Genomic DNA, 13,439 nt, shown 5'->3' on the forward strand with positions numbered 1-13,439 from the left:
CCACGGATGATTTACGGCATCGGCACCGATATCTGCGATGTGCGCCGCATACGCGCAAGCCTGGAAAAGCATGGCGAGCGTTTTGCCCGCAAGATTCTGGCCGATGGCGAGCTGGCGACCTGGAAGGCACGCAGCGAGCGCTGGCCCGAACGCGGCATCCGCTATATGGCCACGCGCTTCTCGGCCAAGGAGGCGTTCAGCAAGGCCGTGGGAATGGGCATGGTCATGCCCATGACCTGGCGTCATTGCGAAGTCATCAAACTGCCCAGCGGCCAGCCTGCGATTCGTCTGCATGGCGAACTCAAGGAATGGTTCGAGAAAAACAATCTGACGGCGCACCTGTCCGTCACCGACGAGTCCGACTACGCGGCCAGCTTTTGTGTCGTCGAAAGAAAAGAGTGAAATTAGCCTCTGGTGCTTGATATATAAGCGCTGGAAGCTATAGAAATATATAAATCATGAGCATGCATGCACCTCTGATCATTGATATTGCCGGCACATCGCTGACTGATGTGGACCGCGCGCGCCTGGCCCATCCGCTGGTGGGCGGCATCATTCTCTTCAAGCGCAACTGGCAGGACCGTAGCGCATTGGTTCAGCTGTGTGCCGATATCAAGGCCGTCAAGCCCGATCTGCTGATCAGCGTGGACCACGAGGGCGGTCGCGTGCAGCGCTTTCGCACCGATGGCTTCACGCATCTGCCGCCCATGCGCGCCTTTGGCGAGATGTGGATGGATGACGGTGGCAAGGGCCGGAAATACCGCGAAGGCAGCGGTGCCATGCGGGCCATGAACGCCGCCACGGCCGCCGGCTATGTGCTGGGCACGGAGCTGCGCGCCTGCGGCGTGGACTTCAGCTTCACGCCCGTGCTGGACCTGGACTATGGCGAATCCTCGGTCATCGGCGATCGCAGCTTTCACCGCGACCCGCGCGTGGTGGCCACACTGGCCAGGAGCCTGATGCAGGGTCTGCTGCAGGCCGGCATGGGCAATTGCGGCAAGCATTTTCCCGGCCATGGCTTTGTGAAGGCCGACTCGCACGTGGATATTCCCGTCGACAAGCGCAGCCTGACGGCCATCCTCGACGAAGACGCTGCCCCCTATCCCTGGCTGTCCAGCGTGCTCACGGCCGTCATGCCGGCCCATGTGATCTATCCCAAGGTGGACAAGCGCCCGGCAGGCTTCAGCGAGAAATGGCTCAAGGACATCCTGCGCGCCCGTCTGCGCTATGACGGAGCCATCTTCAGCGACGACCTCAGCATGGAGGGCGCGCGCCGCATCGACGGCGCACTCATCAGCTACACCGATGCCGCGTTGACGGCCCTGAATGCGGGCTGCGACATGGTGCTGCTGTGCAACCAGAGCCTGGGTCTGGGCGAGCATGTGGACGAGTTGCTGGACGGCATGGATGCCGCGCTGCGCGACGGCCGCTGGGTGCCTGATATCGACTCCGAATCGCGCCGTGTCTCGCTGCTGCCCGATACCGAACCCCAGACCTGGGACGATCTGATGCGCCAGCCAGCCTATCTGCAGGCGCTGGATCTGTTGCCCTAGGCGGCACTGGGCCGACCCCGTCATCCGCTGCCTTTGACGCAAGGGCAGCGGATTTTTTTATGCCTTTCGAAGGCCGGGCAGGGCGGCTGCCGGCATTTAAGTCTGGCCTCAGTTAACCGGCTTAGCGTGAGCTCAGGAGCCTGGCAGCGGCATCGCCGCAGCGCCAGCGGTTCATGAATCACCGAAAGCCTGCATGAATTCCAAGAGCCTGGGACCTGAGTCCCGCAAACACCAGCCGGGCGTGCTGCGCCAGGCCTTTACCCTGACCCGGCCCTATTTCCAGTCCAAGGAGAAATGGCGGGCCTGGGGGCTGCTGGCCGCCATCGTGGGCCTCAATCTCGCCGCGGTGTTCATGCTGGTGCAGATCAATGAATGGAACCGGGTGTTCTATGACGCATTGCAGAACAAGCAGGCCGAGGTGTTCTGGCAGCAGCTATGGCGCTTTCTCTGGCTGGCCCTGGTGTATATCGTCATCGCGGTCTACAAGTTCTATCTGACGCAGTTGCTGCAACTCAACTGGCGGCGCTGGTTGACCGAGCACATGTTGCAGCGCTGGCTGTCGGCTAAGGCGTTCTACCGGCTGGAGCTGGGGCGCTATGGCGTGGACGGCAATGCCAAGGCCCCCGACAACCCCGATCAGCGAATTCAGGAGGACTTGAATCTGTTCACCACCTATACCGTGTCGCTTTCCATGGGGCTGCTGAATGCGGCCGTCACCTTTGTGAGCTTCGTCGGCATTCTCTGGAGTCTGAGTTCCGTCGTCGATATCGGTCTGCCGGCACTGCTCGGCGGCGGGCAGCTGCAGATTTCCGGTTTGATGGTCTGGATGGCCGTGCTGTATTGTCTGGTCGGCAGTGCGATCACCTTCTGGATCGGCAAACCACAGGTCCGACTCAACAACCGCCAGCAGCAACTGGAGGCCAACTTCCGCCATCACATGATCCGTGTGCGCGAGCATGCCGAGGCGATCGCCCTGGACGGTGGCGAGCGCGTGGAGGGTGCCCAGATCGGCCTGCGTTTCGGCGACGCCCTGGGCAACTATCTGAATCTGACCAAGAAGCAGAAGAGTCTGGGCTGGTTTACCAATTTCTTCGGCCAGGCGGCCGTGGTCTTTCCCTTCATCATTGCGGCACCGCGTTTTTTCAGCGGCGCCATCCAGCTGGGTCAGCTGATGCAGATAGGCTCGGCCTTCAATCAGGTGCAGGACTCGCTGAGCTGGATCGTCAACAACTACTCCGATATCGCTGCCTGGCGGGCCACGACTGCGCGCCTGGCCGGTTTCGACGAGAGCCTGCGCGAGCAGGAGGAGCATCCGGTCGGCGTGCAGCTTGAAGCTTCGAACCAGTTGCAGACCCGGAATCTCGATGTATCCCTGCCCGCAGGAAGCCCCATCGTGGCGGACGCCGGGCTGCAGATACGCCCTGGCCAGAGGTTGCTGATCAGCGGGCCTTCGGGCAGCGGCAAGTCCACCTTGCTGCGAGCGTTTGCTGGTATCTGGCCCTATGCGCGAGGTCGGGTGGAGCGGCCTATGGACGCCATGTTCATTCCTCAGCGCCCTTATTTTCCCGACGGCAGCCTGCGCGATGCCCTGGCCTATCCGGAGTCGGCGGCAAGCTACAGCGACGCTGAGCTCAAACAGGTCTTGCGCGAAGCGCAATTGCCGCAGCTGCAGGAGCGGCTGGACAGCCAGGCGGCCTGGAACAGCAGCCTGTCGGGAGGCGAGCAGCAGCGGCTGTCCGTGGCGCGGGTCCTGCTCAAGCGTCCGGCCTGGGTGTTTGCGGACGAGGCCACGAGCGCGCTGGACAATGCCGCCGAAGCGCAGATCTACAGCCGGCTGGTGCAACTGGTGCAGGGCAGAGGCGGGGCACTGGTTTCGGTGGCCCACCGCGACAGCGTGACGGAGTTCCACACGGCCCGCTGGCTGCTGCAGCCGCAGCAAGGGATCCGGGAGGCCGACCTGCCCGGGAGCCGCTGAGGCAGGCAGGTTCGGGGACAAGCAGTCTCAACCACGGTACAGGCATGGGAGGCTCTGGCAGCGACTTTCTCGTGGGATGATGTGCATTCGAGAATCTTTGGAGAGCGAGCCCATGCGCGTTGGTGTGCTGACCGGTGGCGGCGATTGCCCCGGCCTCAATGCGGTGATCCGTGCGGTCACCAAGTCCCTGATCAACCATGGCCAGTGCGAGGTACTGGGCATTGCCGACGGCTTTGAAGGGCTGATGGATGCCAGTCCGCGCGTCAGAGCGCTGAGCTGGGACGAGGTCAGCGGCATTCTGCATATCGGCGGCACGATCCTGGGCACCAGCAACAGCGCCAATCCATTGCGCGATGCGGCCACGCTGGCCCAGGTGGGGCGGAATGTCCAGGCGCTGGCACTGGATGTGGTGGTCGCCATCGGCGGCGACGGCACCATGAGCCTGGCCCATGGCCTGGCGCAGGTGGGACTGCAATGCGTGGGCGTGCCCAAGACCATCGATAACGACATTGCCAACTGCGAGCGCAGCTTCGGCTTCGATACGGCCGTGGCCACGGTGACCGAAAGCCTGCGCCGCATCGAGAGCACGGCCATGAGCCACCACCGGGTGATGATCGTGGAGACGATGGGGCGCCACGCAGGCTGGCTGGCGCTGGAGTCCGGCATCGCCGGTGCTGCCGACATCATTTTGCTGCCCGAGATAGATTACGACCTGCAGTCCATCATCAAGGTCTGTCAGGAGCGCGAGCGGCGTCAGCGCTACACCATCATCTGCATCGGCGAGGGGGCCAAGGAAAGCGGCCAGAGCCTGACGGTGCGCGAGCGGATTGCGCACAGTCCCGACCCCGTGCGTCTGGGCGGCGTCGGCCATGTGCTGCGCGAGCGCCTGCAACCCCATCTCCAGAGCGAGGTGCGCACCACGGTGCTGGGGCATGTGCAGCGCGGCGGCGATCCGACGCCGTTTGACCGGGTACTGGCCACGCAGTTCGGCCACCATGCGGCGCAACTGGTGCTGGGCGGCCAGCTGGGCCATATGGTCACGCTGCAGAACGGCCGCATCGGCAGTGTGGCGATTGCCGATGTGGCCAATACCCAGCGCACCGTGCCGCTGGACAGCCCGCTGCTGACCATGGCGCGCGATATCGGAATTTGCTTTGGCGAGGCCTGAGCTGCGCTAAGGTGTGAGCCTGCGCGCACTTTCGGCGCACCGGAGAAATTCAGCATGGACCGACATGAAGAAGCCGTGATGCAGCTGCTCACGGCCAACGGTGAGACTTTTGTGGCCCCCAAGTACGAGGTGGCCGATGGCTGGCAATGTCCGGCTTTCGTGGCATTGCGCCCGGCGCGTCGCCAGGTCTATGTGGTCGAGGTATCGGCTTCCGGCTATCCGCTGGCGCTGGTCAACCGTCTCAACGAGCGGGTCGAGAAATGGTATGCCCCGCTGCTGTCGCAACTGCACGGTCTGGGCATCACGCAGCCCGACTGGGAGATTGCCTGCCTGGTGTTTGTGCGCAGCGATCAGATCGACTGGCTCAAGGAACGCGTCAAGGACCTGAGCGGCGTGCATGTGCTGGGTCTGGAGCAGGCCAGCAGCCCCTGGGTCTGGGACGATGCGGTCTGGACTTCCGAAATGCGATTCGACGCGGGAAGCATTCCGCAGCGTGGCGGCAAGGCTGTCGGTCTGACGCACTGATACCCACCGAAAAATTTCAAGATATTGGCTTCAATCCCTTTGTCTTGAAGCGATTGAAGCTATCTATTTGGTAGAGATGCTGGGCCATGAACACCACTCACTTGCAGGTAGGCAGATGACTCTTTTCCGAATTCTGATCGCGGCGGCTTTGACCGCCTGCGCCGCTGCCGCCCAGGCTGCAGACTGGCAGATCTGCGATCTCAAGGTGCAGGTGCGAGAAAAGCAAAGCGGTGGCCGCGCGCTGCAGACCCGCGTGCTTGAAGCCAAAGCCAGCGGCGATGCCGAATGTCCGCAACCGGGCACGGCGCTGAGCTTCAGGCCAGAAACGGCAGACTATCAAAGCGAGCTGCCGCGCAGGCAGTGGCCCAGTCCCGGTACTGCCGTGACGGTACGCTTTCGCTATCTGGACGGGCAATGCAAGAATCGCGGCGCCTGCCGCATCGAGCATTACTCGCCGATGCCGCACTGAATCTTCAATCAGCCGTGCCATGCGTTTCATAGCTCGGCGCTGAAAGCGGCCGAATTGCCAGGCTGCAGTCACGAGAGGCTTGCCTGCTCGCCTATGATCGGGGGCTCGGCCCCCCTTATATGCAGGATGCAACCATGACCACCCTAGGAACCCCTCTCTCCCCCAATGCCACCAAAGTCATGCTGCTGGGCAGCGGCGAGCTGGGCAAGGAAGTGCTGATTGCCCTGCAGCGCCTGGGCGTGGAAACCATTGCCGTGGACCGCTATGAAAACGCGCCTGGCCAGCAGGTGGCCCATCATGCGCGCACCATCACCATGAGCGATCCGGCCCAGCTCAAGGCACTGATCGAAGAAGTCAAGCCCGATCTGGTCGTGCCCGAGATAGAAGCCATTGCCACGCCCATGCTGGAAGAGCTGGAGGCCGCAGGCATCATCACCTGCATTCCCACGGCCCGAGCCGCGCGTCTGACCATGGACCGTGAAGGTATTCGCCGTCTGGCCGCTGAAACCCTGGGCCTGCCCACCAGCCCCTATCGTTTCTGCGACTCGCTGGCCGAGCTGCAAGCCGCGATCGACGGAAGCGACGGCCAGCCCGCCATCGGCTACCCCTGTGTGGTCAAGCCCGTGATGAGCAGCTCGGGCAAGGGCCAGAGCAAGATCGACGGCCCGGCCGATGTGGCCAAGGCCTGGGATTACGCCATGGCCGGCGGCCGTGTGGCCAAGGGCCGCGTGATCGTCGAAGGCTTTATCGACTTCGATTACGAAATCACCCAGCTGACTGTGCGCGCCAAGGGTGCGGATGGCCAGATCGAAACCCATTTCTGCGATCCCGTGGGCCATATCCAGCAGGCCGGCGACTATGTGGAGAGCTGGCAGCCTCATCCCATGCACCCAGCCGCACTCGAGAAATCGCGCCAGATTGCCAAGGCCGTTACCGATGACCTCGGCGGCCTGGGCCTGTTTGGCGTGGAACTGTTTGTGAAGGGCGAGCAGGTCTGGTTCAGCGAAGTCTCGCCGCGTCCCCATGACACAGGTCTGGTGACGCTGTGCACGCAGTGGCAAAGCGAGTTCGAACTACATGCCCGCGCGATTCTGGGTCTGCCTGTGGATGCCAGCCTGCGCAACCCTGGTGCCAGTGCCGTAATTTACGGTGGTCAGGATGCAGAAGGCCTGGTGTTTGATGGAGTGGACCAGGCCCTGGCAGTGCACGGCACCGATTTGCGCCTTTTTGGCAAGCCCGAGAGCTTTGTCAAGCGTCGCATGGGCGTGGCCCTGGCGCGCGCCAGCGATGTAGAGCAAGCCCGTGTGAATGCCAAGCTGGCTGCCAGCAAGGTCAGGCCGCGTCTGCCTTGAGGGAATCAAAAAAGGGCTTCTCAGGAAGCCCTTTTGCATGGAGGCCGGGTATCAGCCGATATCCGCCGGTATCAGCCCGAGGCAGCGGCGCTGTCGCCAGGAGTCGTGATGGCCACCGCGCACGCTTCTTCCTGGCTGGTGGCCGGCGTGTTCTCCGTCACCACCGGCATGCCGCCTTTCCAGCGGCGAATGACGCGCTGGAAGATTAGTGAGTTGGGAATCTGCAGCAGATTGGGCATGCCTGCCGGTGCGCTGTCATCCTGCAAGGTGATGTAGAGCATATTGAGGTCGATCACGCGGCCCTTGGCTCCAGGCTTCTCGGCAGTGTCGAGCACCTCGATATAGTCGCCCAGACGGAAGGGGCCGACGGTGACGATCAGCAGCGCGCAAAACAGATTGGAGAGCACGCTCCAGGCTGCGAAGAAGGCAACGGCGCCCACGGTGGCAAAGCCGGTGAAGGCCGTCCAGAGCACGGTGGCCGACATGCCCAGGCGCTCGAGAATCGCCAGTATGGCGGCGGCGATGATGATCCAGCGAAACACGCCGCGCAGCGGCATGAGCAACTCATGAGGCAGGTCGTAGGCCTTGCCTGCACGCGAGATGATGCGCTTGATGAGCCAGTTGATCAGCCAGGCCACCAGGATGATGAGAAAGATCTGAACCCCGGGAATCAGGATTTCAAGCCAGTCCTGCATCCAATCGGGCAGGTGCATTTGAAGACGACGCATAACCAGTCACTCGAGAAAAACGGCAGAGGTCAGCCCCGAAGGGCTGACAGGACAATGCGCCAATCCTAGCGTCTCTTGAGAGCGGAGCTGATAAGTGTCGAATGGGCAGGCAGTGCCGCAACGCTGCTTGGCGGACTGCTAGATCTGTCTCTGCTCTATGGTGTCCATCTGCATCTCGAAGCTGAAGAAGCGGTTGCGCCCTTGAGACTTGGCGGCATACAGGGCTTCGTCGGCTCGCATCAGCATGGATTCGGCGCTGGTGTGCTCGTCGGGAATGCAGGTGGTAATCCCGCCGGAGAGGGTCAGCGGAATATCCTCGGCGGCTCCTGGCGGGCGAATCTTGAGGAACTTGAGCATTTGGCCGAGAGCACGTGCGAACGTCATCGAACCGGAGCGCGGGGTATTGGGCAGGATCATGGCAAACTCTTCACCGCCATAACGTGCGGCGATGTCGCGCGGGCGCACGCAGACTTCGCGCAGCAGACGTCCGACCTGCTTGAGGCATTCGTCACCCTGGACATGGCCGTAGGTATCATTGAAGTGCTTGAAGTGATCGAGGTCGCAAAGCATCAGCGTCAGCGGCCTGCTCTCGCGCCTTGCCGCAGCAATTTCGGCATGCAGCATGCGATCGAGGCCTCGACGATTGACCAGACCCGTGAGCGCATCGAGCTCCACCATTTCGTTGAGCTTTTGATTCGCCAGATGCAGCTCTGCAGAGACCGTGACTAGGCGACGGCGCATGTCCAGCAGGCGGCGCATGGCGCGCAGCTTGGCGACCAGCACAATGGGTTTGACGGGTTTGACCAGGTAATCGTCGCCGCCCGCCTCAATACCGCGCCAGACGTCCAGATCGTTGTCCAGGCCGGAGAGAAAGATGATGGGTGTCCACTCGCCGGGCTCGGCCTCGCGCAGCTGACGCGCGACCCAATAGCCGTCTTCGCCGGGAAGGCGGATGTCCAGCAGCACCAGATCGGGTCTTTCGCTGCGAAACAGTGCCAGCGCGGTGCGGCCGTTTTCGGCTTCCAGCACCTGTGTCACACCGGCCTGGCGAAGTTCCGTCACCAGAGCAGCTCGCATGACTGCTTGATCCTCGACGACCAGTACGGAGAACGGCGTCGCAGAATCGGGTGACGAGAACCGTGCCCCGCTGGATTCGATGGCAGACAAAGCTGATGCAGAAGATGGCAGAGCTGTCATGAGAGGAAGGTCAGGGTCAGACTCATCGGTAGTTCAGGCATGGTCTGGGAAATATATTGTTACTTTATACGCCGGTTTTAAGCAACAGGCTTTGTGAATGGTCACGGATATGCTCAGGCCAATGCCAGAGAGGAGTGCGCTTTGCTGCGTTCATCGTGCCAGATGACGAAAGTCTGTGCCGCTGAACACAGCGTCGTCGCGCCCAGTTGAGCGATAAAGCGGCAGGCCGCGAACTGCGTCGATCTTGTTTCATAAACCGACACCCACTGCTGGCGTGCAGTCTGAGAGGCGGCAGGCAGGGGCCAGCGCCTTTCCTGGCTCGACAGACCGTTCAGCCCCATGCGCCATGGTTTGCCGCTGACTCGGGCGCGAAAGCACTGCTGCTGGTTACACAGCATGGCGTAGAGCGGGTCAACCTCCAGTTGCTGGAACAGCCCCTGGACCTCGGGCGAGGAGGGGGCGAGTGCGGTGTGGGTGACAATGACGCGCAGTCCTTTGGGCGTTTCGTAGACGCGCAAGCCCCAGTCCGGGTGCCTGGCTGAGAACGCCCGAACTTTTGCCAGTGCAATATCCACAGGCGGTGGCAGGTGGGCATTGTTGCGCTGCGTCTGGCGGGCATGCAGCCATTGCTTCAGGCCTGACCAGAAGACCAGGCCGATGCTGGCCACCAGCAGCATCAGCATCGCCGCACCGAGACTCCAGGTCAGCGGGGTCAGCCACAGCCAGGGCAGGGCCAGAGCCAGCAGCAGCGACGAAATGACTGGGAAGCGGGCAGGCTTTTTCTGATGTGGAAAGTCGATATCGGCAATGGCCACGTTCTCTGTATTCAGGCAGTGTGCGCCATAGCTATTGCGCGTCATGATGGATTCATCACGCCGCTCCAGCACCTCTTCGCGAATGGGTGTGCCGCCGTCCAGCCCGTATTCGGTGCGCCATTCCATGCGCTCGAAGTCTTCGGGCAGGCTGCGCTTGGCTGCGGCAGCGAGAGCTGCCTCCAGTGCCTGCTGTGCTCTTTGCTGAGCATGAGCCTGGGCATCTGACTCGCTGTTGTCGGACCAGCCCCAGCGTTGAACGGTGACGCCATGGCGTACGCCGGTCTGATGACGTAGTCTTGCCTGAGCCCAGTATTGGGGAATCTGCATGTCAAGCAGTATAGCCAGCCAGTATTGCGACAGCCTATTTTGAATAATGGCCGGTGCGCAATCTGGCTGTGCCGGTGGCTATTGGTGTCTCAGTCGCGGATCGTCAGAGGCCCGTCAGGCCATGTTGCTCCGCAACGCCCGAGCCGGGCGCACAGCCGCTTCTCAGACCTCGCGGCGCAATGCCGGGAACAGAATCACGTCACGGATGCTGGCGCTGTCGGTCAGCAGCATCATGAAGCGGTCAATACCGATGCCGCAGCCGCCGGTGGGGGGCATGCCGTATTCCAGGGCGCGCACAAAGTCGTGGTCGAAGTACATGGCTTCGTCATCGCCTCCGTCCTTGGCTTCCACCTGGGCATTGAAGCGGGCAGCCTGGTCTTCGGCGTCATTGAGCTCGGAGAAGCCGTTGCCGAATTCGCGGCCCGTGATGTAGAGCTCGAAGCGCTCGGTCACTTCGGGGCGCTCGTCGTTGGCGCGCGCCAGCGGCGAGATCTCGGTGGGATGTTCCATGATGAAGGTGGGGTTCCACAGCTTCTCTTCCACCACCTCTTCGAAGTACAGCACCTGCAGGCTGGCCAGGGTGCGGGTGGACAGCTTGTCCTTGTCTTCCTTCATGCCCAGCTTCTTCAGGGCATTGGTCAGCCATTCGCGGTTGCCCACGTTGTCGCCGGCTTCGGTGTATTTGACGATGGCTTCGGGGATGGTCAGGCGTTCAAAGGGCTTGGCCAGGTCCACGGGCTTGCCGCCATAGCTCAGCTCCAGCGTGCCAACGGCCTTCATGGCCGCGTCGCGGATCAGCTTTTCGGTGTAGTCCATCAGATCCTGGTAGTTCCAGTAGGCCGCGTAGAACTCCATCATGGTGAACTCGGGGTTGTGGCGCACCGAGATACCTTCGTTACGGAAGTTGCGGTTGATCTCGAACACGCGCTCGAAGCCACCGACAATCAGGCGCTTGAGGTAGAGCTCGGGCGCGATGCGCAGGTACATCTCCTGGTCCAGCGCATTGTGGTGGGTGATGAAGGGCTTGGCATTGGCACCGCCGGGGATGGGGTGCAGCATGGGTGTCTCGACTTCCAGGAAGCCGTGTTCGACCATGAAGTCGCGGATGCCGGCCACAGCCTTGCTGCGGGCCACGAAGCGCTTGCGGGCTTCTTCGTCGGTCATCAGGTCCACATAGCGCTGGCGCACCTTCTGCTCCAGGTCGGCCATGCCGTGGAACTTGTCGGGCATGGGGCGCAGGCTCTTGGTGAGCAGGCGGATCTTCGTGGCCTTGATCGACAGCTCGCCGGTCTTGGTCTTCATCAGCTGACCTTCGACGGAGATGATGTCGCCCAGATCCCATTTCTTGAAGTCGGCGTAGACCTCTTCACCCACGGCATCGCGGGTGACATAGGCCTGGATACGACCCGTGGCGTCCTGCACGGTGGCAAAGCTGGCCTTGCCCATCACACGCTTGAGCATCATGCGACCAGCCACGCTGACGGCGACGGCTGCAGCGTCCAGGGCTTCGGCATCCTTGTCGCTGTGCTCGGCGATCAGGGCTGCGGCGCGGTGCTCGGGCTTGAAGTCGTTGGGAAAGGCAACGCCGCCATTGGCCCTGGAAGACTCGCGCAGGGCTTTGAGTTTTTCGCGGCGCTCGGCGATGAGTTTGTTTTCGTCCTGAGGGGCGGTGTTTTCTGCCGCAGAAGAGATGTTTTGTTCAGTCATGAAAAGAGAGCGCCAGCGACAAGCGCCGGTTGGAGGCCAGGAATGGGGGCGCGGCAAGGATAGCCGCTGCCCGAAACCGGTGATTTTAAGTTTTTTGCCGAGTCAGCGGTAAGCGACCGGGCAAAGCGCTCGCAGGAACTGCGGAATGTCGCCTCCATGGCCCAGACTGCAGCCGAGAAAGCCAGCTGAATGCTGTCGAAAAAGTAGTGTTTTTACACCGCCGTTAAAGGGAGGTGCCAAATTCAGGCTTCCTCCTGCGGGCCTGATCCGGTAATGCCGCTTTGCTCCAGCACATCGGCAATCAGCTCCAGTCGCAGCAGCGGGGCATCCAGTGTCATGAGCTGCTGCTTGACCCGCACCGGCAGGGGCAGCATCTCGGCCCAGCGATTGGCAACCCAGGCGCAGTCGTGCATCTGCGTAGGGGTGGGCAGTTGCGCGTGGTCGGGGTCGTGGCTGTGCAGGTTCAGCAAGGCCTGAGCCAGTGCATGGGAGGTGCTGATCAAATGCTTGGGGACAGTGACCTTGGGGTCGTCGGGCAGCATGGCGACATCGGCTACCCACAGGCCATGCGGCAGTTGCCAGCAGCGCTGGATGTGAAAGCGTTGGACGCCCTTGCATTGCAGGTGCAGAAGCCCGGGCTGGGGAGAGTCGAGCCGGGCGATATGGGCGAGCACGCCCTCCGAGTGCAGGCGCTCGGTCTGGGCGCCGGCCTTGCGTACCTCCTGTCCCGACTGCAGCGCAACCACGCCGAAAGGGGCGTCGGCATGCTGGCATTTGCGGATCATGTCCAGATAACGCACCTCGAAGACCTGCAGGCTCAGCAGGCCTTCAGGAAACAGCACCGTGTTCAGCGGGAACAGGGGCAGGGAATGCAGACTTTGTGTATCAGTCATGGTGCCCGGCTATCATCCCACGAATGGGTGAGTTGCTCACTGTTTTCTGAATTGGGTCACATGCTGTTTGAAATCGTTTTGTTTCTGCTGGATGTCGTCGTCGGGCTGATCAGCGGGGCCTGCCTGCTGCGCATGTACATGCAGGTGCAGCGTGTGCCGTTCGGCAATCCCGTGGGACAACTGGTCTTTGCGCTGAGCGACTGGATTGTCATGCCGTTGCGCAAAGTCGTTCCCGCCAAGGGCCGCTGGGACAAATCCAGTCTTATTGCTGCCTTGCTGCTGCAACTGGTGCAGGTGCTGCTGATCTGGCTGCTGCTGGGGGCCAAAGGCTCGGTTCTGGCGCTGCCATGGCTGGCGCTGTGCGGGCTGATCAAGGTCATTCTGTCCGGCATGATGGGCATCTTGCTGATCTACGCCATCCTGTCCTGGGTGCAGCCCTATTCGCCCATCTACGGCGTGCTGCAGCGTCTGGCCGATCCGCTGGTGGCTCCTATCCGCAAGGTGGTGCCCCTGATAGGCAATGTGGACTTTTCGGCGCTGATTGCCCTGATTGGCCTGCAGGTGCTGCTGATGGTGCTGAACTATGTGCAGGCTAGCGGCCTGTCCATGATTGCCGGGGTGCGCTAGGGGGGCTGCCCGGGCCGGGAAAGCCGTATTGCCCGGAGCCTCGTCAATTCCAAAGCCTGCTGTGTGGTGTGTTTTGGATGTTCCGAGGTGCTAAAACTGACAA

General features: G+C 62.0%; 13 protein-coding genes. 8 read left to right on the forward strand and 5 right to left on the reverse strand.

Translation table 11 applies throughout. The features are described 5' to 3' along the window. The first annotated feature begins 6 nt into the window (after positions 1-6). The 7 genes from acpS to purT all read left to right on the forward strand — a co-directional run bounded on the left by acpS (position 7) and on the right by purT (position 7,042). Positions 7-402 carry a holo-ACP synthase gene (gene acpS, locus CSE6_RS03705; protein ID WP_034378694.1) on the forward strand — a complete coding sequence of 132 codons (396 nt, stop codon included), beginning with the start codon at positions 7-9 and terminating at the stop codon, positions 400-402. A 56-nt stretch (positions 403-458) separates the two neighbouring features. Further along, the gene (gene nagZ / locus CSE6_RS03710) at positions 459-1,553 is read left to right on the forward strand and encodes a beta-N-acetylhexosaminidase (RefSeq protein WP_059439917.1); all 1,095 of its coding nucleotides are present in this window, start codon (positions 459-461) and stop codon (positions 1,551-1,553) included. A gap of 193 nt (positions 1,554-1,746) precedes the next feature. After that, positions 1,747-3,528, forward strand: a complete 1,782-nt coding sequence (locus tag CSE6_RS03715) for an ABC transporter ATP-binding protein/permease (RefSeq protein WP_059439918.1) — start codon at positions 1,747-1,749, stop codon at positions 3,526-3,528. Between the two features lie 112 nt (positions 3,529-3,640). Continuing rightward, complete coding sequence (locus CSE6_RS03720) at positions 3,641-4,696, forward strand: 6-phosphofructokinase (protein ID WP_059439919.1); 1,056 nt, start codon at positions 3,641-3,643, stop codon at positions 4,694-4,696. A 54-nt stretch (positions 4,697-4,750) separates the two neighbouring features. Beyond that, on the forward strand, positions 4,751-5,221 hold the full coding sequence (locus CSE6_RS03725) for a hypothetical protein (protein WP_003057958.1): 471 nt from the start codon (positions 4,751-4,753) through the stop codon (positions 5,219-5,221). A gap of 115 nt (positions 5,222-5,336) precedes the next feature. Then, positions 5,337-5,690, forward strand: a complete 354-nt coding sequence (locus tag CSE6_RS03730) for a hypothetical protein (RefSeq protein WP_046461215.1) — start codon at positions 5,337-5,339, stop codon at positions 5,688-5,690. Positions 5,691-5,824: 134 nt separating this feature from the next. Next, entirely contained in the window at positions 5,825-7,042 is a 1,218-nt protein-coding gene (gene purT / locus CSE6_RS03735) for a formate-dependent phosphoribosylglycinamide formyltransferase (RefSeq protein WP_059439959.1), read from the forward strand. Between the two features lie 71 nt (positions 7,043-7,113). On the opposite strand, the gene CSE6_RS03740 is transcribed toward purT, so the two are convergent. The 5 genes from CSE6_RS03740 to CSE6_RS03760 form a co-directional block, all read right to left on the reverse strand. Next, positions 7,114-7,770, reverse strand: a complete 657-nt coding sequence (locus CSE6_RS03740; RefSeq protein ID WP_083994674.1) for a mechanosensitive ion channel family protein — start codon at positions 7,768-7,770, stop codon at positions 7,114-7,116. 138 nt (positions 7,771-7,908) lie between these two features. Next, positions 7,909-8,847: a diguanylate cyclase domain-containing protein gene (locus CSE6_RS03745; protein WP_003064229.1), complete on the reverse strand. Its 939-nt coding sequence runs from the start codon at positions 8,845-8,847 to the stop codon at positions 7,909-7,911. Positions 8,848-9,080: 233 nt separating this feature from the next. Then, positions 9,081-10,109 (reverse strand): hypothetical protein, encoded by a 1,029-nt coding sequence (locus tag CSE6_RS03750; protein WP_059439921.1) that lies wholly within the window; start codon positions 10,107-10,109, stop codon positions 9,081-9,083. Between the two features lie 162 nt (positions 10,110-10,271). After that, the gene (lysS, locus tag CSE6_RS03755) at positions 10,272-11,816 is read right to left on the reverse strand and encodes a lysine--tRNA ligase (RefSeq protein ID WP_059439922.1); all 1,545 of its coding nucleotides are present in this window, start codon (positions 11,814-11,816) and stop codon (positions 10,272-10,274) included. A 242-nt stretch (positions 11,817-12,058) separates the two neighbouring features. Beyond that, the gene (locus tag CSE6_RS03760) at positions 12,059-12,709 is read right to left on the reverse strand and encodes an LON peptidase substrate-binding domain-containing protein (protein WP_034353402.1); all 651 of its coding nucleotides are present in this window, start codon (positions 12,707-12,709) and stop codon (positions 12,059-12,061) included. 60 nt (positions 12,710-12,769) lie between these two features. Here CSE6_RS03760 and CSE6_RS03765 point away from each other — a divergent pair, with 60 nt between their 5' ends. After that, positions 12,770-13,336 (forward strand): YggT family protein, encoded by a 567-nt coding sequence (locus CSE6_RS03765; protein WP_034389370.1) that lies wholly within the window; start codon positions 12,770-12,772, stop codon positions 13,334-13,336. The last annotated feature ends 103 nt before the right edge of the window (positions 13,337-13,439 follow it).

It is taken from the genome of Comamonas sp. E6, from assembly GCF_001010305.1.
Lineage (GTDB): Bacteria > Pseudomonadota > Gammaproteobacteria > Burkholderiales > Burkholderiaceae_C > Comamonas > Comamonas thiooxydans.

What these genes read in the sequence shown, in the direction of transcription:
- nagZ (WP_059439917.1), top strand. Translation starts at nt 459, where the DNA reads ATGAGCATGCATGCACCTCTGATCATTGATATTGCCGGCACATCGCTG.
- CSE6_RS03725 (WP_003057958.1), top strand. Translation starts at nt 4,751, where the DNA reads ATGGACCGACATGAAGAAGCCGTGATGCAGCTGCTCACGGCCAACGGT.
- CSE6_RS03730 (WP_046461215.1), top strand. Translation starts at nt 5,337, where the DNA reads ATGACTCTTTTCCGAATTCTGATCGCGGCGGCTTTGACCGCCTGCGCC.
- CSE6_RS03720 (WP_059439919.1), top strand. Translation starts at nt 3,641, where the DNA reads ATGCGCGTTGGTGTGCTGACCGGTGGCGGCGATTGCCCCGGCCTCAAT.
- CSE6_RS03760 (WP_034353402.1), bottom strand. Translation starts at nt 12,709, where the DNA reads ATGACTGATACACAAAGTCTGCATTCCCTGCCCCTGTTCCCGCTGAAC.
- acpS (WP_034378694.1), top strand. Translation starts at nt 7, where the DNA reads ATGATTTACGGCATCGGCACCGATATCTGCGATGTGCGCCGCATACGC.
- CSE6_RS03715 (WP_059439918.1), top strand. Translation starts at nt 1,747, where the DNA reads ATGAATTCCAAGAGCCTGGGACCTGAGTCCCGCAAACACCAGCCGGGC.
- CSE6_RS03740 (WP_083994674.1), bottom strand. Translation starts at nt 7,770, where the DNA reads ATGCGTCGTCTTCAAATGCACCTGCCCGATTGGATGCAGGACTGGCTT.
- lysS (WP_059439922.1), bottom strand. Translation starts at nt 11,816, where the DNA reads ATGACTGAACAAAACATCTCTTCTGCGGCAGAAAACACCGCCCCTCAG.
- CSE6_RS03745 (WP_003064229.1), bottom strand. Translation starts at nt 8,847, where the DNA reads ATGCGAGCTGCTCTGGTGACGGAACTTCGCCAGGCCGGTGTGACACAG.
- purT (WP_059439959.1), top strand. Translation starts at nt 5,825, where the DNA reads ATGACCACCCTAGGAACCCCTCTCTCCCCCAATGCCACCAAAGTCATG.
- CSE6_RS03750 (WP_059439921.1), bottom strand. Translation starts at nt 10,109, where the DNA reads ATGCAGATTCCCCAATACTGGGCTCAGGCAAGACTACGTCATCAGACC.
- CSE6_RS03765 (WP_034389370.1), top strand. Translation starts at nt 12,770, where the DNA reads ATGCTGTTTGAAATCGTTTTGTTTCTGCTGGATGTCGTCGTCGGGCTG.